Below are 26,562 nucleotides of genomic sequence, written 5' to 3'. Positions count from 1 at the left end.
CAATCATCACCGACCCCACACCGGCATCGGAGGCCTCTCACCCATCGATCGCGTCCACAACGTCAGTGGGAAGAACATCTAGGCGCTGAGTCGCATCTCCGGCTCGGCGGCCGGGTTGGGCGTGAGGAGTACCTCGTCGAAGGCCGCGCGGATGGTGAGCGGAGGCTGAGAGAGATCCACGGTCCGCACCTTCATGGGGATGCCCGCGAGCGTGAAATCAAGCGGGGGGATCGTGCTGCTATCGGTGCGAGCCGCCAGGAGGACCCCGCTCGTTTCGCGGCCGGAGGCAAACAGCTGGCAGTACGTGAAGAGCTGGCGGATGTAGCCTGCCTTCAGTTTTCGAGGTCCTGAGGAATCGAACATGGTGCCGCCCTCAATCGGGCCGAACTTGCACTCGATGACGATGCGGCGCTGGCCGATGTCCACGACCACGTCGCTGCGCTGTTCGGGGAAGAACTCACGCGCGATGTCGTCACCGGGAAGATCCCCGAGGGGCCATCTCTCCTTCGGTGAGTGCACGCTGCCGCGGCCGCGGAGTGCGAACGTCAGGTAGCCCTTGATGGCCTTCTCGAAGAGCGCGCGGAGCGCACCCTCGTCACGCTTGAGCACGGGCATGGACGAGGAGCCCGAGCGGTGCTCGGGGACGCACATGTCCCGGATCAAGCGACACAGCGCCACGAGGTCTCTATCTTCCGCATCGCTGCGGCCCCAAGGCTCGCGGGCGAGGTCCTGGGCAGAAGGCTCGATCGGCGTGACGCCCAGGCGTTCCAGCGTCAGCGCCGCCTGCTTGGCCCGTTGGGCGAGTGCCGTTTCGACCCCGGCCACGCTGAGCTTGCGCAGGCTCTGGTGCAGGTAGCGGTAGCGAGGAAGGTCCACCGTGTGTTCCGCATACACGCACTGGATGCGGCCGGATTTCATGAGCTGGCGGGAGGCGGTCTGCAGGTGATCCACCCGGCCGCGAACGCGCGTCAGCGGACGCGACTGGGTTACGTACCCGCGCGAGAGCATCGTGCGCAGCCGCCGCTCCGTGCGTGCGAGCAACACCGTTCCGAGGGCGCCCAACAGATCCGCGTCGTGTTCGCCCTTGTGGATGAGCTCGCGTTCGTCCGTGCGCAGTTTGGGCAGAACATCCGAGGCATACGCCAACAGGAACCAGAGGCTCCGGACGTTGATGCTTGTGCTGCCTTCGCCGGCCTGGAACACGTCAGAGGCCCTCGACGAGGCGCTCGCGCTGCTCACCCGCTGTGTCGGGCGCATCGAACCAGTACTCGTCCAAAAGGGGACCGATGTCCGTCCGGGCAACGTCCTTGAACCACGCTACGGGATCGCTGTGGCCGTGCGTCGGAGTGACGAAGGAATGGCCCACGAGGAAGCTGCCGCCCAGCGACGAGTCGGTGCGGATGAAGTCGTTCAACCCCGACATGCGAGCGCGAATCGTTTCCAAGGTGTTGGTCGAGAGCTGGTGGAAGTGCTTGTTGAGCGCGGCTTCCCATGCGTCGTTGAACTGAGGCTCCAGCCGGAGGAAGGCGAAGCGCCGGCGGAGCGCAAAGTCGACGAGTGCCAGCGAGCGGTCCGCGATGTTCATGGTGCCGATGATGTGGAAGTTCGGCGGCAAGTGGAAGGGGCCTTCGTCCTCCGCGTGGTAGGCAAGCTCGATCGCATCCGACGGCGTGCGCTTGGTTCCCTCGATCAACGTGAGGAGCTCACCGAAAGCCTGGGCCGGGTTGCCGCGGTTGATCTCCTCGATGAGCAGGACGTGCGGAACGTCCGGGTTAGCCCGGGCGCGCTCAGCGTGCTGAAGCAGGGGGCCGTCCACGAGCCGCAGCGTGCCGTCGCCTCCAGGGCGCCAACCGCGGACGAAGTCCTCGTAAGACGTGCCCGGGTGGAACTGGACCGCGCGCACCGCCTCCGGGTCCTTGCTGCCGATCAGCGCATATGCCAGCCGGCGGGCAACCCAGGTCTTTCCGGTGCCGGGTGCACCCTCGAGGATGAGGTTCTTCTTGTCGGACCAGCGCTTCAGAGCGAGCTCGAGTTCGGCCTTGGGATGGAAACAGCCCTCTTCGATGATCGAGGTAAGCGAGTACTCCGGGCGCACGGGGGCCGAAGGTTCGGCGGCGGGGGCCGACTCGGCTGGAGCGGGAACGGCTTCCGCTCCGGTCGCGCTCTTGGGCTCCTGCCACAACACCCTGAGGTCCTCGTCGAGGTAGAAGTCGGGAAGGCGCCCGAGGTCAGTGGTCAGCCGCGCCTCGAGATCGAAGAGATCCTGGTCCACGTCCTCGGAAGCCGCGCGTTGCAGGAAGATGGGGCAAAGTGCCGCCGCGATCTTGCGCTTGTGGTCTGCGTTGACCGTTGGCTGGAACAGCTCCGGGTGCCCGAGGAACAGGAGTGAGTTGCGCAGGGCGGGCTCCGGGGTGCCAGGAATCTTATTGACGATCTCCCGCCAGGCGAAGGGATCGGTCATCGCCTTCTCCTGCGCGACCTCGGGCAAAGATCGGAACCAGCGAACCAGCTCAAGCAAAAGTACGAGGTGGTACCACCGGCGCTGGTTGAAGCCCTGACCGCCATGGAAGACGCCGTGCTCCAGCGCCTCGAGCACGTCAGCAGGGAGTGCAGGCGGGTTATCCGAAAAGCCGAGGACCGCTTCGAGGAGCTCGCGTTTCTTGCCCGGCGTGAGATTGGCCAGCGGCAGGAGGTCCAGCAGCAAGAGCTCTGCGAAAAGCACGATGGCCCCTGCTGGGGCGGGAGTCAGTTGAGTACGCAGCTTCTCCATGAAGCTCGCTCCGCTGGTGTCTGGTGCCTCGACGAAGTAGGTGAACAGAGAGTCCACGTTGTCGTCCGTCCACACGTCCACGTCGGTGATCACAGAACCGCCGTGCCTCAGGCAATCGAGGAGCCTGCGCGACATGGCGATAATCGTCGACTCGCCTGCCCGTCGTTCCATGCCCTGAGTGTGAGAGATCGGCCCGGATTCGGTCAGGCGAACGCGATTGAGCGGGTGGCTGAAGCCCCACACCCGGCGATCGGTGCTGGCCCAGACCTGGTTGTCTCCGGCTGCCTGTAGCGCCTCTTCCTTGCTCGCGAACCCGTTAGTGAAACCGTTCTGGATGCGCAGCGTGGGGCCCTCGGAGGAGCGGATGGCCTTGATGTAGGAAGCGGTTCCCTCGTAACGGGCTACACCGACAACCTCCATCGCGTGTCGAATGCTCGGACGATTCTCGAGGGGAATGTCGAAGGCGTCCAGGGCGGCGTCGAGAGAGTCGTACACGCGGTGCGTCGTCATGCTCACATCCTATGAACACGGTCCGACACCTCGCGGCATCCGCGGCTCGGGTTCCGCCGCCCGCGCCACCCCGGAACCTGGGCGACGCCTGGGAACCACCTGCCAATCCAGCGCCACCGGGGCAAAACAGGGCTACGGTCGAAGCACGCCCGCCCCCGGGGATGAACCCTTCCCAGGGAGCGGAACGACAACCGACCAGGAGGGATCGAGATGGGCTTCATTGCATGGATCATCATCGGCTTCATTGGTGGAGCCATCGGCAAGGCGATCGTCGGCAAGAACATGGGGTGGATCGCCACCCTGATCTGCGGCCTGATCGGAGGTGTCGTGGGCGGCTGGCTTGTCGGCGCGATCTTCGGCGGCAAGGCCATGGAGTCGTTCTTCAACATCGGCACGTGGATCGCGGCCATCGTCGGCTCGGTCATCGTCGTCTGGGTCGTTTCCCTCTTCACGGGGAAGCGCCAGAACGCCTGAATCTCCCGCGGTACACGCCGCGGGCAACCTGAAAGATCAGCACAACGGAAGGGAACCGCATGGGGCTCGGAGACAAGATCAAGAACCAGGCAGACAAGCTCGCCGGACAGGCCCAGGAGGCCTTCGGCAAGGTCACCGGCAACGAAAAGGTCGAGGCGGAGGGCGAGGCCAAGCAGGCCAAGGCCGAGGCCGCGCAAGCCGCCGAGGCCGTCAAGGACAAGGCCGCCGAGGTGGGTCACCAGGTCAAGGACAAGGCCAACGACCTCCTCAACGGCGACAAATAATCCACCGGCCCGAGGGCCACAGAGCGAGGGGCGGGACCAACCGGTCCCGCCCCTCGTCGCGTGAAACCGGCGCCGCGCGCCGTCAGCACTGCTCCTGCGATTGCTCGTTGATGACCCAGTGGCCGTTGCCCGGCTCCATCACCACGAGCCCGCAATCGCCGTCGTAGTCCACCCACAGCGTCACCGCCGCGGGGCCGGCCCGGCGCACCTCGACCTCGGCGACCATCGCGTGCCCCGCTGCGGCGTAGAGCCGCGACGTCAGGGTGATCATCCCCGCGCAATCGCGCACGTCCGCGCCGCCCGCCGCGAGCTCGTCCACCATCTTCTGCGCCTGCTTGGCGCCCAAGTAGCGGCAGGCCTTGGCCGCGTTCCCGGCGTTGACCGCGGCCACCCAGGCCTGGAAGTCCGCCACGGCCCGGGCGGCCGGGGCGCCGTGGGCCTCGGCTGAGGACCCAGTGGACGACGGCGCGGCCGGCGTCCCGCTCGACGTCGCCGCTGGCGCGTCGCTGGCCTGGGCGGCCCCGCCAGTGGCGCTGCCCGCGTCCGCGCCTGTGGAACCGCCGGGGCTGGTGCCGGCACCACCCGGCGCCGAGCCGGAGACCGCACCGGAGGCCGCGCCCGAGGCGTCCGCCGCTCCAACGGAGGGCTGCGCTGGGGCGGGAGCACCCGCCGTCGTGCCTGAACAGGCGCTCAGGCTCAGCGCCACGGCCAGGCCCAGGCCGGCGACCGCCCGATGTGTGCCGCGGAGGGAGGTGGGGGGAAGCATGGGGACTCCTGGGGGTTCGGGGTGGGGTCTTCCACCCTCGCCCAGCGCGTCACGCGCGGTCAATGCCCGGGGATGCGCCCCTAGTCTTGGCGCATGTTCGGTGTCCTTCTCGCTCTTGCCGCCTCCGTCGCCTGGGGTGGCTCAGACTTTGTGGGCGGGCTCGCGACCCGCCGCTCGAGCGCGCTGCGCGCCACGGTCTGGACGTTTGTGGGCGCCGTGCTGATCTCGGCCCTCGCCGTGATGGTGCAGGGCGGCGCGTGGTCTGCCACGGCGGTGCTCTCCGGCGTGGCCGCAGGAGTGGCCTGCGTGGTCGGTTACCTCGCCTTCTTCGGCGCGCTCGCGACGGCGCCCATGGGGCCGGTCACGGCGGTCGTCGGCGCGACCGAGGCGCTGGTGCCCGTGGGTGTGGCGCTCGCGATCGGTCACGGCGGCCTGGGCTGGCTGGGCTGGATCGGCGTGGCGGTGGCCGTACTGGGCGGCGTGGTGATCGGCCTGGCCGAGCGCGGCGAGGGGCGGGCGAGCGCGCTCAACCTCTTGCTGGCGCTGGTCGGCGGGCTGGGCTTCGGCCTCACGGTGGTCTTCATGAACCTCGCGCCGGAGGAGTCCGGCGCCGTCCTGCCGCTCGTCGAGATGAGCGTTGGCCTCTTGCTCCTGGGCGGCCTGGCGCTGTGGATCACGCGCAGCCGAGGGCTCTCCGGCGCGTTGCAGCGGGCCGGGCTGAGCCATCCGGGGGCCCCGCGCTCGGCGCTCGCCGCCGGTCAAGCGATCACGGCAGGCGTGCTGTTTGGCCTCGCGAACCTCCTGCTCATGGCGGCCCTGTGGATCGGCCCGCTCGCGGCTGTGGGCGTGGCGGTGTCGATGTATCCCGTGACGACCACGGTGCTCGGGTGGCTCGTCCTCAAGGAGAAGCTCACGCGCGTGCACCTCGTGGGCCTCGCGGCGGCGCTACTGGGGTGCGCGCTGCTGGCGCTGGGCTGACGCGGGGAGAGCACCGCCTCCGCGAGCCGAGCCCTGGCCCGTCCTACGCTGGCCGCATGGACGACTTTTCGTGGCTAGGCCTGCCCGTCGAGGAGGCCGCGCGGAGGCTGCTTGGCTGCGAGCTCGAGCGCACGCTGGGCCCGGAGACGCTGCGCGTGCGCATCGTTGAGACCGAGGCCTACAGCCAGGACGACCCCGCGAGTCACACCTTCAGCGGGCGCACCGCCCGGAATGAGGCCATGTTCCTGGGGCCCGGCCACGCCTACGTCTACCTCAGCTACGGGATCCACTCGTGCCTCAACATCGTGGTGGGGCGCGAGGGCGTGGGGGAGGGCGTGCTGATCCGCGCGGCAGAACCGCTCGAGGGGCGGGACACTATGGCCCTTCTGCGCGGCCGGGGCGGCGTTGCGCTCACCAACGGCCCGGGCAAGCTGGGACAGGCACTCGCCATCGACCTGGGCCTGTCGGGGCACGACGTCGCGCTGGCGCCCTTACGTCTCCTCCGCCGCCCGCCGCTGGGGGAAGAACGGGTGGTGGTGACAACCCGGATCGGCATCACCAAGGCGGCCGAGCTGCCGCGGCGCTTCTACGACCGAGACTCCGGCTACGTCTCCGTGCGCGCGCGTCCCGTGGCGCGCTAGCCACGCCCCCAGCAGGCCCGCGGTGCCGCCCGCTGGGTCCCGCTCCCGACCCCGCTCAGGCTTCCGGCGGCGGTGTCTCCGCGGTCGGGCGCGCTCCCTGTGCACGGATGCGCATCCTGCGCGGCGCGTCCCGCCGAAGAGTTCCACCGTGGAAGGATGCATCCATGAAAACCACTGGGGGCGCCGCCGAGTCCGAGGCCGAGCGCGCGGCGGCCACGCTGCGCGATCAGATCGTCGACGGCGAACGGCTGCCGGGATCGCGCCTCGTGGAGCGTGACCTCGCGGCGGAACTCGGCGTCTCCCGCCTGCCCATCCGCGAGGCCCTGCGCGCGCTGACCAACGAGGGGCTCGTGACGCCCCGCCCGCGCACGTGGGCCGTGGTCCGCGAATTCTCCGAACAGGACATCGACGACCTGCAGCAGGTGCGCGCGGCCCTCGAGCCGCTCGCCTTCGCTGGGCTCGCGGCGACCCGCACGGCCGAGGACCTCAAGCGCCTGCGAGCCATCCTCGCCCGGCACGCCGAGGCGGCCAGCCGCGGCGATGTTGCGGCCTCCCACCGCGAGGCGGCGGCCTTCCACACCGTGGCGCTGGAGCTGAGCCCCAACGGGCTCGTCGGTGAGGTCGGTGCCCTCCTGGCCTCGCGCCTGCGCTGGATGCTCTCGCAGCACGACGATCTGCTCGCCGTCACCGACGAGCACGAGGAGCTCTACGCCGCGATCGAGGCGGGCGATCCCGAGCGCGCCCGCGCGCTCGCCGAGGAGCACCTCGTCTCCAGCGCGCGCCGCGCCGAGGAGCACGGGCGCGCCGCATACGTCACGGCCTAAACGCCCGACGGCGTGTGGCCGCCGCCCAGCGCGGCTTCACCGCAGGCTGGGCGTCCCGCCGCCCCGCCCAGCGAGGCTTCACCGCATGCAGCGCCGGGGCGCGGAGAGCGGCTCAGACGAGCAGCTCGCCGCGCTGCGCGACGACGCGGCCGCCGGCCACCACGAGCTCGCGCACGGGCGTGCGCACCAGGGCGTCCTGCACGTTGAGCGCGTCGACCAGCACCACATCGGCCCGCGCGCCCACCTCGAGGCCGTGCGCGTGGCGGTGCACGAACGGCGCGGCGAGCGTGCTCGCGAGCTTCACGGCGTAGGCCAGATCCTCGTCGGTGTGCAGGCCGTTCACTCGCGCGAACTGCAGGGCGATCTTGAGCAGATCGCCGTCGCCGAAGGGGTTCCAAAGGTCGCGGATGCCGTCGGTCCCCAGGCCGATCCCCACGCCGAGCTCGCCCATGCGTCGCCAGGGCAGGGGAGCACTGCGCACGGGGGCCACGGTGGACCAGCTGACGCCGGCCTCGGCCACCTTGCCGAGCAGCTCCTCCTGCGCGCCCGGCGCGAGCTCGCCCAGGGCGAAGCCGTGCGCCACGTTGACGCGGCCCTGCGCGCCGGCGGCGACGGTCCGCTCGGCGATGAGCTCGATCTGGAAGGCGCCGAGCTCGCGCGGATCGTGCAGGTGAAGGTCCAGGCCCACGCCCGTGCGCTCCACGATGTCGAACAGGGCGTCCAGCTGGCCCACGGGATCGCGGTCGATCCCGGCCGGATCCAGGCCGCCGATGCTCGCGACGCCGAGCTGGGCCGCCTCCTCGAGCAGCTTCACCACGCCGGGGCGGCGCAGCACGCCGTCCTGCGGGAACGCGACGAGCTCCACCTCGACGGCCCCGCCCAGGGACTCGGCCGCGGCGCGCACGTGCTCCAGTCCGCTCAGCCCCACCCCCAGATCCACGTCAACGTGCGAGCGGGTGGCGGTGGTGCCGTGGCGCAGGAACTCCTCCAGGATGGTGCGCGCACCCGACTCGGAGGGGATGCCGAGGCCCGCGCGGTGCTCGCGCTCGTGGGCGATGCGCCCCTGGGTGGTTCCCTCGCCGCCGTAACTCACCCAGCCGCGCCCCCACCACGACTTGTCCACGTGGGCGTGGGCGTTGATGAGGCCGGGCAGGGCCAGCAGCCCGCGGCCATCCACCACGGCGTGCTCCGCGCCGATCCCCGACGACGCCCGCTCGCCTCCCGCCGTCGCCCCGCCCGGGGCGGGCCGGGGCTGGGAGCCCGGCAGGGCGTCGTCGTGCGCTGAGGCGTGCTCCGCCGCGTGCGGCGTGATGGCGGCGATGAGGCCGTCCTCGAGGAGCAGGTCGACGGGCTCGCCGCCCAGCGGGCGGACGTTGCTGAGGGTCCAGGTGCGTGGCTCGGTCATGCGCAAATGGTGTCCCAAATATGATCTGGCGCCCAGGGGTGGGTCCGCTCGCGCGCGGGCGCGGCGCCCACTCGAGATCCGGACACCGACAGGAGATCGTCGAAACGACGATCGCCCGTCGATTCCCGGATGCGAACTGCGTTCGCCCGAACCCTGGCTGGCGCCAGCCAGGCCAGCTAGCGTGAGGGCATGAGCGAGCTTCCCCTGATCGGCCCCCTCGTGACCCTGCGCGCGCCGCGGGAGGAGGACGTCGCTCCGCTGGTCCGCATCCTCGCGGAGCCGGAGGTGAGCGAGTGGTGGGTCGGCTACGACGAACCGCGCGTGCGCGCCGACTTCCTCGAGGAGCCCCAGGTGGTGCGCATCATCGAGGTGGAGGGCGGCTGCGCCGGCGCCATGTTTGTGCTGCCGAACGAAGACCCCGAGTACCCCACCACGGTCATGCACCTCTTCATCGGTACGGCGTTCCGCGGGCACCGGATCGGCGAGGAGGCACTCGCCCTCGCCATCCGCGCAGAGTTCGCCAGGGGGATCACGCGCGTCACGCTGGACCCGAATATCAACAACGACGGCGCGATTCGCAGCTACGAGCGCCTCGGCTTCCGCCGCATCGGCGTGCTGCGCGACTACCAGCGCCGCCCCGCGGGCCACCTCGAGGACGCCCTGTTTCTCGACCTCACGCGCGGGGATTTCCCGGAGGGGCCGCCGCTGCCGGTGCGCTGATCGCTGCCGTCGTCACCGCCGGGTTGCCACGCGACTCCGGGGATAGTAAAGGAGTTCTCGGCCCTTTACTATGGTGCTCATGACCCCCCAGTAGTGCAGGTTCCGGAGTTCCGAACGGCCTGATGGGCGCCCCGGCCCTCACGCCCCGGGCCCGCGCCATTACCGCCGTTGCCCGTCACTTGAAGGGCGGGGGCATCCCCGATTTCTCGTTCCCGGCGATGGCCAAGGCCGTGCGCCTCACGGAGGAGCAGCTGGGGGAGCTGTTCCCCTCGGCCGATGTGCTCGCCGCAGCGGCGATGTCCTGGCTGTTCGCCGAGGCCGATCAGCAGTTCTTCTCCGGCAACGACGGCCGCGGCTGGGTGGGGCTCGGCAACTACGCCGCGCTCATGCGCGACCTCGAGCCCAAGCGCGGCGCGGTCAGCATGTTCGTCCGGCTGCGCGTGGAGGCGGCGGACCCCGAGCACCCGGCGCACGAGATCCTGGACGAGCTGCGCAACCGCAACATCGAGGCGCTCGAATCGATCTTCAGGGGCGGCGTCGAGGACGGCGTCATGCGTCCGGAGCTCGACCCGCGCCGCATGGCCCTGGCAACGCTCGGCCTGATCGAGGGCTCCCAGGGCCTCAAGCAGGTCATCGACGAGGGCGTCGATGTCGCCGGCACCTTCGAGGAGTTCGTGGAGCTGCTCAAGCTCAAGTACGAGGTCTAGCGGGAGACAGTGCCCGCCGCGAGCCCCGGCCGTCATGTGCGGCCGGGGCTCGCCTGCCTTGCGCGGTGGCGCCGCACGGCGTCGCGGTTGGCGCAGCGCACCGAGCAGTAGCGCTGGCGCCCGTTGCGCGTGACGTCAACGACCACGTTGGCGCAGGGGTCGCCCGGGGCCTCGCCCGCGGCGCAGCGGCGCAGCCGGTGCATGCCCCGCGTGGTGAGGTGCAGGGCGGTGCCCACGGCAAAGACCGAGCGCAGCACCGCCGCAAAGGACATCCCGACGTCCCGGTAGTGCAGGTGCCAGCCCTCGCCGTCGTGATCGGTGAGTCGGGGGAAGGCCGCCGCCGAGGCCATGATCTCGTTGAGCAGCTCGGCGCGCTCGGCGCCGGGCGGCGCGTCGACCACCGCCGCCCACTCCTGGACCACCTCGCTGACGCGGGCGTGGTCGTCGGGACCCTCGGGGAAGGTCATCGTCATCCCGAACTCGCGCGTCCTGGCCTCGATCCCTGCACGGTCGGCCGGCCACTCGTTGGCGAGCGAGGCGGCGAGCAGCACCGCGTATTCACCGTAAGGGTTGAGTTGCATAATGGCATTACATCAGCCTGGTGACATGAACACCACCACAGCTCAGATCGCCACCACCGAGACCGCGCCGGCCGCCCGCCCGGCCGGAGCCCCCGAGCACCAGCACGGCTGGAGTGTCGTCTCCCGCCACGCCACCTGGGAGGGCTGGCTCGCCTACGTTCGCTGCGAGGGGTGCGGGTCCTGGCGCGCCGAGCGGCTCGGCCCGGCGCGGGCGGACCGCTCGGCGCTGAGCCGCGTCATCGCCCCGCCGCACTAAGCGGAGCCCGTCCTGGCGGTTCGGCCGGGCCCGGCCCACGGCACGACGCCGCGTCCGCCGCCTCTAGCGGCGGGGCGGCGGACGGGTGCCGTCCCCGGCTACACGCCAAAGGCGGCCGGGTACGCGATCTCCCCGCGCGGCGTCGGGCGTTTGGGGTCCAGCGCGAGCGCCAGGAAGTGGTCATCCGGCACCTCGAAGGGTCCGGTGACGCCCCAGCCGGAGGCCGGCGTGAAGCCGAGCGCGGGTAGTAGGCGGCGTGGCCGAGCACCACCACGAGGTTCTCGCCGCCCTCGGCTACCCGAGCCCGCGCGGCGTCCAGGCCCGCGCGGATCGCGGCGGATCCGGTCCCACGCCCCTGCACCTCAGGGAGCACGGCGCACGGCGCCAGGGCGAGCGCCGGCTCGCCGCCCACCGTGCAGCGGGTGAGCAGGGCGTGGCCCACCACGCGGCCCGCGCCGTCCAGCGTCACGGTGGAGAGCCCCGGGATCCAGGCATCGGCATCCGCCCGCAGTGCGTCCACGAGTCGCGCCTCGTCCTCGGCAGGAAAGGCCGCAGCGTTGACGGCAAACACGGCCGCTTCTTCGCCGGGGGCCTCCGGCCTGGCCAGCCACTGCTGCGGCGTTGAGGGGCTCATCGTCCAGTGTCCCTTCGCTTGATCTCGCGCTTCATGGCGCGGTTGCTCTTGGCCATCGACTTCCACTTGGCACCGATCTCCTGCCGCAGCAGGGCATCGGTGCGCGAGGCCTGCCACGCATTCTCGCGCAGCAGCTTGCGATAGCTCGCGAGGCGTCGCTCGCTCAGCGCACCCTCGTCGATCGCCGCCAGGACGGCGCACCCGGGCTCGGTGCGGTGCTCGCAATCGGCGAAGCGGCAGCCCAGGGCCAGCTCCTCGACGTCACCGAAGGTCCGCTCCAGACCTTCCTCGTCCCCGCTCATGCCCACCGAGCGCAGGCCGGGGGTGTCGAGGAGGACGCCGCCACCCGGCAGGGGGAGCAACTCGCGCCACGCGGTGGTGTGGTGCCCGCGGCCATCCGCCTCGCGGATGGCGCCGGTGTCGAGGAGCTCCTCGCCGAGCAGCGCGTTGCCGAGCGTGGACTTCCCGGCTCCGGACGGGCCGAGCAGCGCCACGGTGCCGACGGCGAGGGAGCGGAGGCGTTCCATGCCCTCGCCCGTGGCGGCGGAGGTCGAGACCAGCTCGATGCCGAGCGCCACCTCGCGCAGTTCCTCGAGCGCGGCGTCGGGGTCGGGGCAGAGATCGGCCTTGGTCGCGACCAGCACGGGTGTGGCGCCGGAGGACCAAGCGAGCGAGAGGAAGCGCTCGGTGCGGGCGTGCCGCAGGGCCGAGGACAAGGAGACGGCGACAAACACCGTGTCCACATTGGCGGCGAGCACCTGCACGCGCGAGGCGCCACCGCTGCCGCCTCGGTGCAGCTCGGTGCGGCGGGGAAGGAGGGCCGCGAGGCGTCGGGCCTGGCCAGGCTCCGGGGGTGTCACGGCGATCCAATCGCCCGTGGTGGGTGAGGCCTGGTTGGCGGAGTGGGCGCCCACGAGGTCAACGCGGGCGATGCCGTCCGGGGTGATGGCCTCGCAGGCCGTGCGTTCGGCCCGCAGCACGCGGGCCGGTTGATGGTCGGGGAGTCCCAGGTCGGCGAAATCGCCGGCGAGGGAAGCGTTCCACCCGTAGGGGAGCAGTCGCTCCGGCTCGGAGGAGGGGAGGTCAAGGAAGGGAGTGCTCAACGCGAAAACCTGTTTCCGTGTGAGGCCCCGTGGGCAGGTGTCGCCCGCCGCCGCGCGCTGAAGGGCGCGGCGCTACGCCTGCTGCGGCGGAAGGAGGGGGCCGGTGAGAGGAGGAGTCGTCTTGTTGCGCTCGGCAACGGCAAAGGAAACAGTCATCGATTCCCACCTCCAACGGCCTGGTGCACGGCCCGACGCCGTGCGATTGGGAAAACCGTATCACACGGCGCTGGGCCGCACAGCGCGGGCGACCCCGAAGCCGTCGCCTAGTCCCGCGCGTCCCCGTGCACGCTGCGGTGCAGGGCCTCCATGCGCCGGTCGAGGTCGGTGGCGATGTGCGCCGCTTCGGTCAGCTGCGCCTCGAGTCCGGCGGGAACGTTTCCCTCGTACTTGTAGTAGATCTTGTGCTCCAGCGCTGCCCAGAAGTCCATGGCGATGGTGCGGAACTGGATCTCCACGGTCACAGGCACCGGCCCGGAAGAGAGGAAGACGGGAACCTGCACCACGGCGTGCAGCGACTGGTAGCCGCTGGGCTTGGGGTCGGCGATGTAGTCCTTGACCGTCAGCACCGTGATGTCGTCCTGGCGCGTGAAGAGATCGACGAGCCGGTAGACGTCCGCGGTGAAGCTGCACGTCACGCGGGCACCGGCGATGTCGGTGATCTCGCGGCGGACCGCGTCCATGTCCAGCCCCACGCCGCGGCGCTGGATCTTGGCCAGGAGCGACTCGGGCGACTTCACGCGCGTGGAGACGTGCTCGATCGGGTTGTAGGAGTGCATGTGGAGGAATTCCTCGCGCAGGATCGCGATCTTCGTCTCGACCTCGCGCAAGCCAAACTCGTACTCAAGGAGGAAGCGGCGCAGCTCGCGGCGCCCGCGGCGCAGTTCCTCGCCGGCCTCCTGGCCCTCTGTGCCGGTGAAGAGCGGCAGTGCAGCGCGCAGCGCGCGGGAGGGGGTGTCGGAGCGCGGCCCCGGGGGCGTCGCGGGGAACGCATCGGGGCGTCGGTTGGGGTGCGGCGCGGGAGAGAAGAGGCTGTCCTCAGTGCTGTGCATGGCGTCCTTTCGCTCCCGCGAGGCTAGCGGTCCGGGCTCGGCGAGAGATGTGAGCGAGAGGCTCAGATTTTGCTGCTGAGCAAAGACGGGAGGGCAGTCGTCAATCGAAGCGCATTGAACTATAACGCCGCTAGGAATTTCGGGTTAGGCTGGGGGAAACGCACGTCGGGGGGCTGCGTTGTAGGGGGTTGATATGAGCAGCGTGAGGGATCGCGCCGATCGGCAGGAGCAGGCCCTGGACGAACTCGGGCGCGAGATCGTCGACGGCACCGTGGCCGCGGGCTATCGCTACACGATCGACGGGATGCAGGACCGCTTCTCGCTCACGCGCAGCAGCGCACGGGACGTGATGCATCAACTCGAGGTCCTCGGCCTCGTGACGCCGCGGCGCAGCGTCGGCGTGGTGGTGAACCCGCAGGATCAGTGGAACGTGGGCGCCACCAAGGTGATTCGCTGGCGGCTCTCCGGTCGCCACGCCACGCAGCAGTTCGGCGAGCTGGCCATGCTGCGCGCCGGGGTGGAGCCGCTCGCAGCGGCCGGGGCTGCCCTGCACGCGCCGCTGCATGTGCGTCAGCGCCTCATGGAACTTGGCGAGTTCATGGTCACCGACCGCGCCGCGGCCTAGCCGCGCGAGCTGCTGGAGGCCGACGCCGAGTTCCACATGCTCCTGCTGCGCTACAGCGGGAACAGCTTCTTCGCGTCCTTCGGGGCCTTGGTGCGCGAGACCGCCCGCGAGCGCGGTCGGCAGGGGATCGCGCCGTTCAAGCAGAGCGAACCGCTCGCCCAGGCGCACCTGGACGTGGCCCGCGCCATCATGGACGGCGAATGCCTCACGGCCGAGCTGCACGCGGGGCCCATCGCCGAGGATCTGCGCGATGTTGCCGGTGTCGCCCCGGCCCTGGCCGCGGAACCCGGCCCCGCGCCGTCGGTGAGCGTGCACGCGGTCTAAGCACCCGACGTCGTGCAGTGAAGTAGACAGGGAGGGCCCGCCTGAGGCGGGCCCTCCCTGCTGTCCGCCGCCTGAATCGGCGCGCTCAGGCCGCCGGGGTGCGCAGCTGGCGGGCCATGACGGCCCAGATGATGAGGGCTCCGATCACGAGGGCGATGCCGCCCCAGGCCACGGCCCAGCCGATGCCGAGCAGCGAGCCCAGCACGGCCAGCGTCACGCCGTTGCCCGTGCGCAGCCCGGAGCCGAACATGTTGTAGACGCCCACCACGCGGCCGCGCTCCTCGGTCTTGGCGCGCAGCTGGACCAGCGCCTGACCGATGGTGGAGGACGTCAGGGCCGCGACGCCGCCGATCACCAGCGCCGCGACCGCCACGAGGTAGGAGGTGGAGAGCGCCACGGTGACGGTCGTGGCGCCGAAGAGCACGGTGGCGATGACGGCGGCCTTCGCGGAGGGGCGGACCCAGCCCGTGGCCTCGAGCAGCAGCCCGCCCACCACGCCGCCCACGCCGTTGGCGAAGAGGAGCAGGCCGTAGCCGATGCCTCCCTTGTCTCCCGCTCCGAGCGTCGTCGCGAAGTCGGGGATGGAGACCTGCAGCGAGCCGCCGATGCACAGGGCCGCGAGGCCGGAGATGAGGATCATGCCGAGCAACACCTTGTCGTGCGCCACGGAGCGGATGACGCCGAACATCTCGCCGAAGCCCGGGCGCTTGGCGAGCGTGAAGCCGCTGCGCGTGTGGCCCGTGTACGGGGTGCGGGCCATGAAGATCGTCATGGGCAGGTAGAACAGGATGTTCGCGAGGATGCCCCACGCCGGGCCGAGGAACCAGAGCAGGAACGAGCCGACAATGGGGCCAGCGAGCATGCCGAGGTTGCGGAACGTTGCGTTGAGGCGGACGGCGCCGGGGAGGTCCTGCGGCTCGGCGTAGTCGTGCAGCATCATCTGCTCGGCCGGGGCCCAGAGGGCGCCGGCGCAGCCGTGGAGGACCAGGAACACGCAGGCGTGCCAGAGCTCGAGCGTGCCGGTCATGAACAGGACGCCCCACGCGAGGGAGACGAGCATGAAGAGGCCCTGGGCGATCTGGATGAGCTTGCGGTTGTCGTAGCGCTCGGCCAGCGCGCCGAACGGCACGGAGAGTAGCAGGAACGGCAGCCAGTGCGAGATGACCTGGAAGCCCGTCAGCACGGGGGAATGGAAGGTCTGCCAGAGCACCCAGTAGGTGATGACGTGCTCGATGTTGTCGGCCATCATGCTCAGCCCGGCGCCAAAAAGGTACGGGCGGGTGAGCTTGTCCCTGAGGGCGGCAAACTTCACTGGTTTCGACGACGGCCGTTGACTCACCTTGCCATCTTGGCGCTTGGGGGCGGGTGGCGGCGAATGCACGACGGCGCGTGGCCGGCCGCCTGGGGGTGGCTCGGGTGAGGCGCATGGGCGCCTGAGGCGGCCCGGCCGCGGCCCCGGGCCGCTGAAGTTGTGGAGAAGATTGTGTCCGCGCGCTACGCATGTGGGCGATCAGTTGGTAGATTGGCAAGTGCACCGAGACGTCAGGGGGGACCTGGACGCCACGGAGGCAGCGGGGAACACCCCGCGGAAAACCGGTTTCGCCTCGCGGCGGAACCGCCGAATGAATCGATTTGCATCATCAACGCACTCGCCCCGGCCGCACCGGCCGGGCAGCTCCACCGGGCGCACGGCACCGGTGATGAACACCGCGCTCCGGAGACTTTCCTCGAAACGAGTGAAGCCCGGAGTGGCGGTTCAGCGCGTGGATGCATCCCACACACCGCCCTCATCGAAAACGTCGATGGGGACTTGGTCGCGTTCGCGACCGGCAACACAGAAGGAAGCAATTATGGCTACCGGCATCGTCAAGTGGTTCAACTCCGAGAAGGGCTTCGGCTTCATCGCTCCTGACGACGGTTCCGCCGACGTCTTCGCTCACTTCTCCGCCATCCAGGGCTCGGGTCACCGCAACCTGGAGGAGGGCCAGCACGTGGAGTTCGAGGTCGTCGAAGGCCCCAAGGGCCTGCAGGCTGCCGACATCCGCGGCCTCTGAGTCTTTCGGCTCTTTGAGCCGATTCAAGGGCGGGTCACGCACTGCGTGGCCCGCCTTTGGCGTACCCGGGGCGCTTTAGACTCCCTGTCCATGGTGAGGTCATGGTGAGCAGGCGGGAGTGGAGGGCGGCGTACGCCGAGCGCCTGCGTGCGCAGCAGCAAGAGGAGGCCGAGCACAACGAGTGGCTGGCCTCCCGCGGGTTGCCGCCGCGCCTGACGGACGTGGTGTTCTTGGTGCCCGTTGCCGGATTGTTCTGGCTGGCGACGTGGATGCATTCGCGGGCCTTCGCTGGGCGCGACCCGAGGTGGAGAAGGACCTGAGAGCCGCGGCCTAGCTGGTCGCGAGAAGACCCTGTGTCTTGAGAAACGTCTCCACGCGGGGCGTGAGGAGCCGTTGGGGTTGCTCCGCGATGCGCCCAACGAGTGACTCTGCCTCATCGAGGACGTCTCCCGCGGCCCAGGCCCGGTCTCGTTTGCGGTCGCTGATGGAACGCAGAACCCCGGCACGCTCCAGAGTCGAGATGGCCGTGCGTGCCGCGAGGTCGCTGACTCCAGCGATGCGTGCAGCCGATTCCGCCGTGACCAGAGGGTGCGCAAGCAAGGAACCCACGAGTGTTGATGCCGCGCTACCGGCACGGCTCGGGGCCGCTGCCGTCCAAACCTCCGGCAGTTGCCGCAGGCGATCAGCGGAGACGAGCGCCTCGGACGCGGCCAGGAGCGCGCTTGCTGCAAGGAAGTCCACAAAGAGATCCACGTCGCCGGTGCGATACTCGTTCACGAGGGCGAAGTACCACTCCCGCTTCGCGGCAAAGGCTGAAGCGACGGGAACGATGGTCGAGACCGTGATGCCGCGCTTGCGGAGGATGGCGTTGATGAGGGCTCGGCCGATGCGCCCGTTGCCATCGGTGTACGGGTGGATGGACTCGAACTGGGCGTGGGCCAGGGCCGCTTGTGCCAGGGCCGGAAGATCACTGCGCGCCACGAAGGCCTCAAGGTCAGCCATGTAGTCGGCCACGTCCTCGGCCGGGGGCGGAACGTGGACCGCTCCGCGGGGCGAGTGGTCTGATCCGCCGATCCAGTTCTGCATGGTGCGCCACGCGCCGGCATGTTTGGCATCCAGAAGATCGTGACGCATGAGGCGGTGATGCGCGCTGTTCAGGGCAGGGGCACTGGCCGGATTACCGGTGGACGACGAGGCGATGAGGTCCTCGATGGCCTCTGCGGCCGCGAGCGTTTCCGTCGCTCCGGCGCTCGACTTGAGACCAAGGGCTGCCTTGGCCAATTCGTCTTGGGACGTGAAAACACGCTCGATCTTCGAGGAGGACTGCGCCTCGTTGCGCAGCAGGAAACTGCTGAGGGGGGAGAGGATCTGTCCCGCCACCACGTCGAGACGCGCCAACTCCACGGCGGCGCGTTCAAGCAAGCCGGCGGAATCTGCGGGCGCGATCCACTCCAGTCCGGCGATCTTTGGCGGGAGGGATGCTTCGAACTGGGTGAACATCCGGTCCTCGCGCGGGCCGCGCGCGGTGGATGACCAGCTCTGCGGCGTCGAACGGTGCGCGGGCCAGGCCATGAGACAACCTTGCGTAGGGGACTCGTTATTTAAGTTTAGGGCCACAAACTTAAATAGTGAACGGCTTACGCAAGGTTGCGCACCGCGAGCTAGGCCGTGGAGGAACCGCCCCGCAAGCGCCCGTACAGGTCCATCTCGTTGAGCAGGAACTGCAGGATCACCTTGGGGTCCTGCTGCTGGATGAAGTCGGTGATCCGCTTTTCGGTCTCGTCGACCTGCCACTGGGCGTCCTCGATGGCCCGGATCACGCCGGGGGAATGCACGAGGTCTTCGGCCGGGTTATTGGCCGCCTGCTGTTGCAGGGCTGGATCCTTGGAGACAGCCTCCAGGATGTGCTCGAAGCGTTCGGCGGCGTTGGCCACATCGTCGGGATCGAGGTCGCCGAAGTACTTGTTAACCTTCTCTATCACCTCGGCCTTGCCCTTGCGTTCCGCCTCGCGGATCTTGGCCAGGCCGGCTTCGGTCATGCCCACGAGGCCCGGGACGTCGTCGCCGGTCTTGGCCAGGCCGAGGTCCTCGTTGGCGCGGATCTGGTCCAGCTTGAAGTGGGTCAGGACCACATCGGAGACACCCACGGCCTCGGCCACGGCGGAGTCGGCATTGAAGGAGGCCAGGCTCCTGGCCAGCAGGTCCGCGAAGACGGCCATCTTCTCGTACCGCGGGTCACCGAAGTCGAGGATCTGGCTGAAGAACGCGTAGGCCTTCACGTACTGGGCCAGCACGGCCTTAAAGTCCAGGAGCTCGTCCCGACGCTCGGCATTTTCCTGGAGCACGGCCTGCTTCCAGAAGTCCGTGAAGCGCTGGATCGCCGGCTGCAGGTGGGCGAACAACTGAGTGTGCTTGCGGGAGGCCTGCGCGGGCCGGGAGGTCCAATCGGCGAACACGGCGTCGACCTCGGCCCAGGTGAAGACCTCTTGGTACTCAAGCTTCTTGATGAGGTTGGCCACGAGGTCGGGGTCGGACTCCGTCTCGATGTGGGCCGCCGTGTAGTAAGTCTTGAAGGACTCGAGGATCTGCTCGGGATCGTTGACGAAGTCCAGGACGTAGGTGTCGGTCTTACCCTTGGCCACGCGGTTCAGGCGCGAGAGCGTCTGCACCGCAGCGATCCCAGAAAGGGCCTTGTCCACGTACATGCCCACCAAAAGCGGCTGGTCGAAGCCGGTCTGGTACTTGTTAGCCACGATGAGGAAGTGCTGCCCGTCCTGGGCAAACGCCGTGGCGAGGTCCTGGCCGTGCAGGCCGGGATTTTCGCTGGCCTCGGTGACGGTCTTGCCCGGCTTCCCCACCTCGCGCAGGCCGTTGTGGTCAGGGTCCTCGACCTCGCCGGAGAACGCCACGAGCGCATTCAGGTCCAGGCCGCGACGCTGGATGATCTTCTCGAAGGCGCGCTTGTAGCGCACGGCGGCCGCACGGGATTCGGTGACGACCATGGCCTTGGCCCGGCCACCCAAGTGATGCCGCACCGTGTGCTGGTAGTGGTCGAGGATGACCTCGACCTTGGAGGCCACGTTGGTGGGGTGAAGCTCCACGAATTGGATGTAGGCCTTGGTGCCTTGGCGTACGTCAATCTCGTCGAGTTCACCGCCCGACGGCGCCTGGCCGGCCTCGGCGCCAGGGGCGCCGGCGCGGGGGACGCCGTTGTAAGCGATGCGCGCGGCCATCTCGTAGCTCGTGTAGTTCTTGAGCACGTCGAGGATGAAGCCCTCCTCGATCGCCTGCTTCATGGGGTAGAGATCGAAGGCCTCGAGGTCATCGGTGACAGGGTTGCGGCGGCCGAAGAGCTCGAGGGTCTTTTCCTTCGGCGTGGCCGTGAACGCGAAGTAGCTCAGGCGGTGATCCGCGTCAGCGTGCGCGGCCATGGCGGCGAGGGCGTCCTGGTCGGCACCGGGCTCCTCGAGATCAAGCACGGTGCTTGCGGCCTCTGCCGAGTACAGCAGTTCCTTCACGGCCTTGGAGGCGTTGCCGGTCTGGGAGGAATGGGCCTCGTCCGCGACCACGGCAAAGTGCTTGCCGCGCAGGCGTTCTTGATTGGCCGGATCCTTGAGCGCCTCGAGGGCGTGGGGGAAGGTCTGGAGGGTCACGCCCACGATGTGGGCGGTGCCGGAGGTGAGGACCTCCGTGAGGCGTGCGGTCTTGGAACCGTCGCCGGAGGTGATGGCCTCGAAGGTGCCGGCCGTGCGCTCGAGCTGCTTCACGGCGTCGCGCAGCTGCTTGTCCAGGACCTGACGGTCGGAGATGACGAAGACGGTGTCGAAGACCTTATCGCCGGCCGCGTTGTGCAGGGAGGCCAGACGGTGGGCGGTCCAGGCGATTGAGTCCGTCTTCCCCGAGCCGGCCGAGTGCTGGATCAGGTACCGGTGACCCGGTCCCTCGGTGGCCGCGGCCGCGGCGAGGGCCGTGACGGCGCGCCACTGGTGGAAGCGCGGGAAGCGCGTCTGGAAGACCTTGGTGACCCGGCCCTCGAGGTCCACCTTTTCGCTCTCGTGGGTGTAGACGAACTTGGAGAGGATCGTGAGCCACGCGTCGCGCTGCAGGATCTGTTCCCACAGGTAGCTCGTGGCGTAGCCGTCTTCCACGGGCGGGTTGCCCGCGCCGCCCTCGAAGCCCTGGTCGAAGGGCAGGAAGAAGGTGTTCGGCCCTTCGAGCGTGGTCGACATGGCCACGCGGTTTTCGGTCACGGCAAAGTGCACCAGGGCGCCGCGGGTGGGGGTGAGCAGCGGCTCGCCCTGGGGGAGCCGGTCGGTGCGGTACTGCGCCTTGGCATGCTCGATGGACTGTGTGAGGACTGTCTTGAGTTCGGCCGTGGCGACGGGGATGCCGTTGAGGAAGAACGTGAGGTCGATCCGGTTGGAGTTCCGGGTGGAATAGACGAGCTCCTCGACCACGCGTAGGCGGTTTTTGGCGTAGCGCGCGGTCAGGTTGGGGTTCTTGTTGTCCGCCGGGGGCATCTGCATGAGCGGGATGTCCCGGACGCCCGGGATCTTCACGCCGCCGCGCAACACGTTCAAGGTGCCGCCGCCCTGCTTGAGAGGCTGGCCCAGCTCCTTGGCCACGCGATCCAGGATGCGCGCCTCGCCCTTCGCCCGAGCGGCCTCGGAGGCGTCGGCAGGGATGAGTTTGGCGTAGCTGGCCGGCTCGGTGTCCTCGATCCACGCCAGCAGGTCGGGGACGAAGAGCGCGCGCTCCTTGTCGTAGCCCTCGTTGCCCACCGAGTGCAACCAGCCGTTCGCGGCGAGGTGGGCCACGACGTTGTTCTGGAAGTGACGTTCCTGGTGCGCGCCGCCGCTCATCGCGCCTCCTCGATCTCGTCCTGCAACTGCTCCACGGCCGGCTTCCGGCGCCCGGTCACATCGATCTGCCCCGTCACGGCGGCCGAAATCAGCGCTGCCCGGCGTTCCTGGGCCAGCGCTAGCGCTTGAGAGAGGTCTGCCTGGAGCGCTTCGTGCTCTGACGAGAGCAAGCTGATTCGCTCTGCCCGTTGCTGTTGTTCGCCTAGGTCAAGGACAGGAACCTGCCCGCCCTTCAACGCCGCGATAGAGATGTTTCTGGCCAGGCCCTGGGCTCCCGAGATCATGGGTTCGATCGCTGCTCGCCACAGCCTTGTTTGCATCACGAATGACACAAAGCGCTTGTCGTACCCGGATGTCAGATTGAGGCGGTAGTGCTTGTCAGACATGGCTAGGTGACGATCCAGATCGGGGACGAGTGCTGCAGAGCCCACGTGCCGAAGACTGCCACTAGCTCGCGTGACGATAAGGTCGCCTGTCCGGACGAACTCTTGAGGGCTGAACTCTGACTCCTCCAGGACTCGTTTATTCGCCTTGATGTCAAACACCCCGTGATTCGTGCACCCTGCCTTGAGTACGCCAGTTTCACCCGGGCCCGCGGGGGTGGAGTCTGCTTCGGGGCTATGCCCCTGCTCGACGCTGTGAATGTATCGCCGCAAAGAGGCGCGTGCATTGACGCCACCCCAGACGAGCTCAGTTCGGGCAGCGTCGAAGCGTTCTTGGGCTAGCAACGCCAGAGCACCGCGTTCGGCGACGAACGCGTCGATCTCGGCGGTTTCGCGGTCGAGGAAGTCCGCGATGCGGCTTTGTTCCCAGCGCGCCGGGGCAGGCACCAGGACATCCTTCATCGTTGGCTCCGAAACCCGCTTTAGACCTCCTGCACCGGTCATCGAGGCGATCGCCGGTTCGCGAAACAGCGAGGATTGAACTAGGTAGCCGATGAACCGCTGGTCCACGTGAGGTCCAGGGCGAAGGACCGTGAGCTCAGTGGTCGCAAACGTCGGGCCCGAAAGCGAGGCTCCGAGAAGTCCCTTTCCGTTTTCGAAACAGGGCGTGACTTTTGCGTACCCCACGTCTTGCGGTTCTAGATACGAGTATCCGGTCGCCAGCGTTGACTGCGGGCGAATCTCTGGAGTGCCAAGGACTGAAAACTCTGAGATTGTGTCCATGGAGTACAACGGGTAATCACCTGTCGAGTCCGCCCTGACGTCGGCGGGAATGGGCGGGTTGAACTCGGCGAGGTATCGAAGCCGAACGAGCGGATAGTTCACGCCTTCACCTGCTCGAGCCGGGCCTTGATGCGGCCCAAGACCTCGTCGAGGTCGCGGTCGATCTCTTCGAGCGGGCGCGGTGGCACGTACTCGTAGAAGTGGCGGGTGAAGGGGATCTCCGCGCCCTCCTTGGTCTTGGACTCGTCGATCCAGGCGTCGGGCACGAAGGGCGTTACCTCGCGCTCGAGGTACTCGTGGATGTCTTCGTCCCACGGCACGTTTTCGGTGTCGCGCAGGGCGGCGCTGGCCTCGGGCTTGCCGGCCTTGGTGACGAGCTCGCCTGCCTCATCCTGCTCGGAGAGCTCGGTGAGCAGCACCTTCATGACCGCCGGTTTGAGCGCCAAACCCTCCTTCACCAGGGCAGCGCCGATCAGCTTCTCGAATGTTGCACGCTGGGTGGAGACTACGCCCTCGCCTAGCTCGCCGCTCGCGGAGGCGAGGGCCCGTGCCAAGGCCTCGCGATCGCCGTCGGGCAGTTTGGCCACGGCCTTGGCCGAAAGCGCGCGCTCCGTCCGGTCCGGGGTGAGCGCGTAGTTCAGGCGCAGCGGCCGCTCCACCGTGATGGTGCGGTAGAAGAAGTCCTCGTTGGCGAAGATCTTGGAGTGCTTGGACTCGGCGAAGTCGCGGTACAGCTCCGAGATGGTGTTGATGTCCTGTTGGCTCAGTTCCTTGCGCTTGGAACCGACCGACTTGCGCATCTTGACGAACATCTCGGTGCCGTCGATCAGCTGGACCTTGCCCCTGCGCTCGGCTGACTTGGCCTTGTTGAGCATCCACACGTAGGTGGCGATGCCCGTGTTGTAGAACATGTCCGTGGGCAGTCCGATGATGGCCTCGAGGTAGTCGTTTTCCAGGAGCCACTTGCGAATGTTGGATTCGCCGGAGCCGGCGCCGCCGGTGAAGAGCGGGGAGCCGTTCAGGACAATCGCGCCACGGCCGGCCCCGGTCTCGCCGAGCTTGGGCTCGCGCAGCTTGGAGACGAGGTGCATGAGGAACAGCAAGGAACCGTCGGAAACGCGGGGGAGGCCCGGGCCGAAGCGGCCATTGAAGCCGCGCAGCTCGTGCTCGCGCGTGACCACGTCCTTCTCCTTCTTCCAGTCCACGCCGAAGGGCGGGTTGGAGAGGCCGTAGTGGAAGGTCTGGTCCTCGAAGGCCGGCTCGGTGAGGGTGTTGCCCAACACGATGTTGGTGATGGGCTGCCCCTTGACCACCATGTCCGCCTTGCAGATGGCGTAGGAGGCGTCGTTGAGCTCCTGGCCCAGCAGATTGACCTGGGCCTGCGCGTTGAAAGCCTTAATCTTGTTGTCCGCCACGGAGAGCATCCCACCGGTGCCGGCCGTGGGGTCGTAGACGGATCGGATCACACCCGGGGCGCTCAGATCCTCGTCGCCGTTGAGCAACAAGGTGACCATCAGCTCGATGACCTCGCGCGGGGTGAAGTGCTCGCCGGCGGTCTCGTTCGAGGCCTCGGCGAACTTGCGGATGAGCTCCTCGAAGATGGTCCCCATCATCGCGTTGCTGACCGCTGCCGGCGTCAGATCCACCTTGGCGAAGTACTTGAGGATTTCCAGCAGCAAGTTCTTGCGCGAGAGATCCGCGAGCGTGTCCTCAAACTTGTACTGCTCAAAGATGTCCCGCACATTCGGGGAGAACGCGTTGACATAGTCGCGAAGGTTCTGCTCCACATTGTCTGGGTCGCCGGCCAGGGACTTCAGGTCATGCAACGAGCGATTATGGAAGGAATACTCGTGACCGGCGCGGTTGCGCAGCATGCCATCGCTCGGGACCTCCTCCTGGGGCATGTCCTTGGTGAGCGCCAGCACTGCCTGCTTGGTGGGAGCTAGAACGCCGTCCAGGCGTGCGAGCACGGTGAACGGCAAGATGACGTCGCCGTACTGGTGCTGCTTGTAGCTGCCGCGCAGCAGGTCAGCTGCATTCCAGATAAACGTGGCGTGATTGAACACGAGGCACCGATTTCTACTACATCTACACGAGTCAATCCACTGTAGGCGGGATCGTGGAACGAACGCTCATCGGCGCGCGCACCTCGCCTGCGCATGCGATGGTGGTGCGCTCGAACGACTGACAATCATCGAACATCGAGCGCGAGAGTAGGTGGGTAGCAGTAATCGGTGCCCGGTTCGTCCGATGAGCTTGGCACGAGAATCACCGGCCGTCATTAGGCATGAATCCATGCGTGGCCTGTGGATTGATTCGCCTATTCGACTGATAAGGCCCGTCAGCTGGTAATTCAGTTCACTTTGCCGCAAGGTATACATCATGGCTGAAATTCAGACGACGACGTTGATCGACGACCTCACCGGCAAGCCGCTCGACGCTGAGAAGGCACACCGGATTCACTTCTCGGTGGAGGGTAAGACCTACCGCCTCGATGTTGACGAGAAGGGTGCGGACGAATTCCACGCCGCCCTTGATCGCTTTATCGAGGTCTCCACCAAGGTGGCAGCGGGCGGCGCTTCCAAGCGCGCCGCCGCAGCGCCGCGCCGTGCCTCGGCCGGCTCCGGCGAGCAGACCAAGATGCGCGAGTGGGCCAAGGCGAACGGCTACGAGGTGGCCGAGCGCGGCCGCATCCCGGCCGCCATCCAGGAGGCGTACGCCGCGGCCAACTGAGCCACGGCGCCCGCTTGACCCAAGCAACGACGGCGCGTGGCCGGGCATCTGCCCGGCCACGCGCCGTCGTGCATTTCTGGGGGAGCGGGCCGCGGCCTGAGGGCCGCGGAGGGGCTATCGCCGCGGGCGAGACGCCCGTACGGTGGAGCATGGCCTTCGCGATCTCTCACATCTCCGTCGATTGCATCGACGCCTTTGCCCTCTCCGAATGGTGGAAGCAGCAGCTCGGCTACGAGGACGCCCCGGGGGATCCCAACGAGCCGGGGCACGAGGAGTGCTGGATCCAGTCGCCCGAGACGGGCCACGCGATCTTCTTCCTCGAGGTCCCGGAGCACAAGGCCATCAAGAACCGCCTGCACTTCGACGTGCGCCCCACGGATCGCGAGCGCGACGCCGAGGTGACCCGCCTGTTGGGCGCCGGCGCCTCCCTCCTGGACGATCGGCGCAACGCCGACGGCACGGGCTGGGCCGTGCTGCAGGATCCCGAGGGCAACGAGTTCTGCGTCCTGCGCTCGCAGGCCGAGCTTGAACGCGCAACGGCCACCTAGTCACGAATGGCTCTTGGGGGCCGCCCCCATCTACCTTTGGTGCCATGACGATGACGTTTTCACAGCGTCCCGCCTCGCTCGCAGACCTGGGCTGGCTGGAACGCCTCAAGGAGCGCGCCATGCGTGCAGAGCTCGAGGCGCTGGGGCGCTGGGAACCTCAGCGTTCGCGCGGGCGCATCGAGGATGCGCTCAAGACCGCCGATGTACGCATCATTCGCGTCGACAACGCATCGGTGGGCTCCATCGCCTGGACGCGAACCATGGCCGGTTGGAAGCTGAGCCTCTTCTACCTGGATCCTTCGGTGCGCGGGCGTGGACTGGGCAGCTCGGTGCTGGCTCAGGGACTCATGGAGCACCCCGGAAGCGTGGAGCTGGAGACCCTTGTCGGGAGTCGTTCCCGAGCCCTCTATGAGCGTTTCGGATTCAAGTACGTGCACACCCGGGGGATCGACGAATCCCTCCTGCTGCGACGTTGAACCCCAACGGCGTCAGGGAATTCAGCGCCGTGTCGCCGACGAGACGAGAAGACCATTAAAGGCAAGTGCTGA

The 26,562-nt window shown here is 68.3% G+C and carries 28 protein-coding genes; 15 read left to right on the top strand and 13 right to left on the bottom strand.

Annotated features, from left to right (window positions below):
• Positions 1 to 78: 78 nt before the first annotated feature.
• Both DWB68_RS07270 and DWB68_RS07265 read right to left on the bottom strand, forming a co-directional pair.
• On the bottom strand, positions 79 to 1,203 hold the full coding sequence (locus DWB68_RS07270; protein WP_158588236.1) for a 5-methylcytosine restriction system specificity protein McrC: 1,125 nt from the start codon (positions 1,201 to 1,203) through the stop codon (positions 79 to 81).
• Position 1,204: 1 nt separating this feature from the next.
• Positions 1,205 to 3,280, bottom strand: coding sequence for an McrB family protein (locus DWB68_RS07265; RefSeq protein ID WP_199700402.1), 2,076 nt, complete (start codon positions 3,278 to 3,280; stop codon positions 1,205 to 1,207).
• A gap of 210 nt (positions 3,281 to 3,490) precedes the next feature.
• On the opposite strand from DWB68_RS07265, the gene DWB68_RS07260 reads away from it, so the two are divergent.
• Positions 3,491 to 3,754 carry a GlsB/YeaQ/YmgE family stress response membrane protein gene (locus DWB68_RS07260; RefSeq protein WP_119424481.1) on the top strand — a complete coding sequence of 88 codons (264 nt, stop codon included), beginning with the start codon at positions 3,491 to 3,493 and terminating at the stop codon, positions 3,752 to 3,754.
• A gap of 59 nt (positions 3,755 to 3,813) precedes the next feature.
• The gene (locus DWB68_RS07255; RefSeq protein ID WP_119424480.1) at positions 3,814 to 4,038 is read left to right on the top strand and encodes a CsbD family protein; all 225 of its coding nucleotides are present in this window, start codon (positions 3,814 to 3,816) and stop codon (positions 4,036 to 4,038) included.
• Between the two features lie 82 nt (positions 4,039 to 4,120).
• On the opposite strand, the gene DWB68_RS07250 is transcribed toward DWB68_RS07255, so the two are convergent.
• A complete protein-coding gene (locus DWB68_RS07250; RefSeq protein ID WP_119424479.1) occupies positions 4,121 to 4,804 on the bottom strand; it encodes a hypothetical protein in 684 nt (227 codons plus the stop codon).
• Between the two features lie 93 nt (positions 4,805 to 4,897).
• Between DWB68_RS07250 and DWB68_RS07245 the strand changes: the two genes are divergently transcribed.
• The 3 genes from DWB68_RS07245 (at position 4,898) to DWB68_RS07235 (ending at position 7,247) form a co-directional block, all read left to right on the top strand.
• Positions 4,898 to 5,782: an EamA family transporter gene (locus DWB68_RS07245; RefSeq protein WP_119424478.1), complete on the top strand. Its 885-nt coding sequence runs from the start codon at positions 4,898 to 4,900 to the stop codon at positions 5,780 to 5,782.
• A gap of 56 nt (positions 5,783 to 5,838) precedes the next feature.
• Positions 5,839 to 6,423 carry a DNA-3-methyladenine glycosylase gene (locus tag DWB68_RS07240; protein WP_119424477.1) on the top strand — a complete coding sequence of 195 codons (585 nt, stop codon included), beginning with the start codon at positions 5,839 to 5,841 and terminating at the stop codon, positions 6,421 to 6,423.
• A 164-nt stretch (positions 6,424 to 6,587) separates the two neighbouring features.
• Positions 6,588 to 7,247 carry a GntR family transcriptional regulator gene (locus tag DWB68_RS07235; protein ID WP_119424476.1) on the top strand — a complete coding sequence of 220 codons (660 nt, stop codon included), beginning with the start codon at positions 6,588 to 6,590 and terminating at the stop codon, positions 7,245 to 7,247.
• 112 nt (positions 7,248 to 7,359) lie between these two features.
• Here DWB68_RS07235 and DWB68_RS07230 read toward each other — a convergent pair whose 3' ends face one another.
• Positions 7,360 to 8,652 (bottom strand): amidohydrolase family protein, encoded by a 1,293-nt coding sequence (locus DWB68_RS07230; protein WP_119424475.1) that lies wholly within the window; start codon positions 8,650 to 8,652, stop codon positions 7,360 to 7,362.
• A gap of 189 nt (positions 8,653 to 8,841) precedes the next feature.
• Here DWB68_RS07230 and DWB68_RS07225 point away from each other — a divergent pair, with 189 nt between their 5' ends.
• Both DWB68_RS07225 and DWB68_RS07220 read left to right on the top strand, forming a co-directional pair.
• Positions 8,842 to 9,372: a GNAT family N-acetyltransferase gene (locus DWB68_RS07225; RefSeq protein WP_119424474.1), complete on the top strand. Its 531-nt coding sequence runs from the start codon at positions 8,842 to 8,844 to the stop codon at positions 9,370 to 9,372.
• Between the two features lie 218 nt (positions 9,373 to 9,590).
• Complete coding sequence (locus DWB68_RS07220; RefSeq protein ID WP_147391615.1) at positions 9,591 to 10,079, top strand: hypothetical protein; 489 nt, start codon at positions 9,591 to 9,593, stop codon at positions 10,077 to 10,079.
• Between the two features lie 32 nt (positions 10,080 to 10,111).
• Here DWB68_RS07220 and DWB68_RS07215 read toward each other — a convergent pair whose 3' ends face one another.
• Positions 10,112 to 10,660: a CGNR zinc finger domain-containing protein gene (locus DWB68_RS07215; protein WP_119424472.1), complete on the bottom strand. Its 549-nt coding sequence runs from the start codon at positions 10,658 to 10,660 to the stop codon at positions 10,112 to 10,114.
• 25 nt (positions 10,661 to 10,685) lie between these two features.
• Between DWB68_RS07215 and DWB68_RS07210 the strand changes: the two genes are divergently transcribed.
• A complete protein-coding gene (locus DWB68_RS07210; RefSeq protein ID WP_119424471.1) occupies positions 10,686 to 10,916 on the top strand; it encodes a hypothetical protein in 231 nt (76 codons plus the stop codon).
• On the opposite strand, the gene DWB68_RS07205 is transcribed toward DWB68_RS07210, so the two are convergent.
• From DWB68_RS07205 to DWB68_RS07195, 3 genes are all read right to left on the bottom strand, one after another.
• Complete coding sequence (locus DWB68_RS07205; RefSeq protein ID WP_233548664.1) at positions 10,897 to 11,550, bottom strand: GNAT family N-acetyltransferase; 654 nt, start codon at positions 11,548 to 11,550, stop codon at positions 10,897 to 10,899. The two genes, DWB68_RS07210 and DWB68_RS07205, sit on opposite strands and share 20 nt — an antisense overlap.
• Positions 11,547 to 12,653, bottom strand: coding sequence for a ribosome small subunit-dependent GTPase A (gene rsgA / locus DWB68_RS07200; protein ID WP_119424470.1), 1,107 nt, complete (start codon positions 12,651 to 12,653; stop codon positions 11,547 to 11,549). The genes DWB68_RS07205 and rsgA overlap by 4 nt, the downstream gene beginning before the upstream one ends.
• 263 nt (positions 12,654 to 12,916) lie before the next feature.
• Positions 12,917 to 13,702 carry a GTP pyrophosphokinase gene (locus DWB68_RS07195; RefSeq protein ID WP_119424469.1) on the bottom strand — a complete coding sequence of 262 codons (786 nt, stop codon included), beginning with the start codon at positions 13,700 to 13,702 and terminating at the stop codon, positions 12,917 to 12,919.
• Between the two features lie 193 nt (positions 13,703 to 13,895).
• Here DWB68_RS07195 and DWB68_RS07190 point away from each other — a divergent pair, with 193 nt between their 5' ends.
• Both DWB68_RS07190 and DWB68_RS07185 read left to right on the top strand, forming a co-directional pair.
• Positions 13,896 to 14,327, top strand: a complete 432-nt coding sequence (locus tag DWB68_RS07190) for a GntR family transcriptional regulator (RefSeq protein ID WP_119424468.1) — start codon at positions 13,896 to 13,898, stop codon at positions 14,325 to 14,327.
• A 9-nt stretch (positions 14,328 to 14,336) separates the two neighbouring features.
• Positions 14,337 to 14,651 carry an FCD domain-containing protein gene (locus DWB68_RS07185; RefSeq protein ID WP_325048551.1) on the top strand — a complete coding sequence of 105 codons (315 nt, stop codon included), beginning with the start codon at positions 14,337 to 14,339 and terminating at the stop codon, positions 14,649 to 14,651.
• Between the two features lie 85 nt (positions 14,652 to 14,736).
• Here DWB68_RS07185 and DWB68_RS07180 read toward each other — a convergent pair whose 3' ends face one another.
• Entirely contained in the window at positions 14,737 to 15,963 is a 1,227-nt protein-coding gene (locus DWB68_RS07180) for an MFS transporter (protein WP_233548663.1), read from the bottom strand.
• A gap of 538 nt (positions 15,964 to 16,501) precedes the next feature.
• On the opposite strand from DWB68_RS07180, the gene DWB68_RS07175 reads away from it, so the two are divergent.
• Both DWB68_RS07175 and DWB68_RS07170 read left to right on the top strand, forming a co-directional pair.
• Positions 16,502 to 16,705: a cold-shock protein gene (locus tag DWB68_RS07175; RefSeq protein ID WP_119424465.1), complete on the top strand. Its 204-nt coding sequence runs from the start codon at positions 16,502 to 16,504 to the stop codon at positions 16,703 to 16,705.
• A gap of 101 nt (positions 16,706 to 16,806) precedes the next feature.
• Positions 16,807 to 17,025 (top strand): hypothetical protein, encoded by a 219-nt coding sequence (locus DWB68_RS07170; protein WP_119424464.1) that lies wholly within the window; start codon positions 16,807 to 16,809, stop codon positions 17,023 to 17,025.
• Positions 17,026 to 17,035: 10 nt separating this feature from the next.
• Here the strand turns inward: DWB68_RS07170 and DWB68_RS07165 are convergent, their stop codons facing one another.
• The 4 genes from DWB68_RS07165 to DWB68_RS07150 form a co-directional block, all read right to left on the bottom strand.
• Positions 17,036 to 18,277 carry a Fic family protein gene (locus tag DWB68_RS07165; RefSeq protein ID WP_119424463.1) on the bottom strand — a complete coding sequence of 414 codons (1,242 nt, stop codon included), beginning with the start codon at positions 18,275 to 18,277 and terminating at the stop codon, positions 17,036 to 17,038.
• A gap of 89 nt (positions 18,278 to 18,366) precedes the next feature.
• The gene (locus tag DWB68_RS07160) at positions 18,367 to 21,567 is read right to left on the bottom strand and encodes a type I restriction endonuclease subunit R (RefSeq protein WP_119424462.1); all 3,201 of its coding nucleotides are present in this window, start codon (positions 21,565 to 21,567) and stop codon (positions 18,367 to 18,369) included.
• Positions 21,564 to 22,520, bottom strand: coding sequence for a restriction endonuclease subunit S domain-containing protein (locus DWB68_RS07155; RefSeq protein WP_147391614.1), 957 nt, complete (start codon positions 22,518 to 22,520; stop codon positions 21,564 to 21,566). Before DWB68_RS07155 ends, DWB68_RS07160 begins: the two co-directional genes overlap by 4 nt.
• A gap of 311 nt (positions 22,521 to 22,831) precedes the next feature.
• Positions 22,832 to 24,799 (bottom strand): type I restriction-modification system subunit M, encoded by a 1,968-nt coding sequence (locus DWB68_RS07150; RefSeq protein WP_119424460.1) that lies wholly within the window; start codon positions 24,797 to 24,799, stop codon positions 22,832 to 22,834.
• Between the two features lie 316 nt (positions 24,800 to 25,115).
• Between DWB68_RS07150 and DWB68_RS07145 the strand changes: the two genes are divergently transcribed.
• From DWB68_RS07145 to DWB68_RS07135, 3 genes are all read left to right on the top strand, one after another.
• Entirely contained in the window at positions 25,116 to 25,466 is a 351-nt protein-coding gene (locus DWB68_RS07145) for a histone-like nucleoid-structuring protein Lsr2 (protein WP_119424459.1), read from the top strand.
• Between the two features lie 149 nt (positions 25,467 to 25,615).
• On the top strand, positions 25,616 to 26,014 hold the full coding sequence (locus DWB68_RS07140) for a VOC family protein (protein ID WP_119424458.1): 399 nt from the start codon (positions 25,616 to 25,618) through the stop codon (positions 26,012 to 26,014).
• Between the two features lie 44 nt (positions 26,015 to 26,058).
• The gene (locus DWB68_RS07135; RefSeq protein ID WP_119424457.1) at positions 26,059 to 26,490 is read left to right on the top strand and encodes a GNAT family N-acetyltransferase; all 432 of its coding nucleotides are present in this window, start codon (positions 26,059 to 26,061) and stop codon (positions 26,488 to 26,490) included.
• The last annotated feature ends 72 nt before the right edge of the window (positions 26,491 to 26,562 follow it).

The sequence above is a fragment of the Galactobacter valiniphilus genome (assembly GCF_003575975.1).
Classification (GTDB): Bacteria; Actinomycetota; Actinomycetes; order Actinomycetales; family Micrococcaceae; genus Galactobacter; species Galactobacter valiniphilus.
The sequence above is the reverse complement of the archived record's forward strand: the minus strand, read 5'-3'. Positions and strand labels throughout refer to the sequence as shown.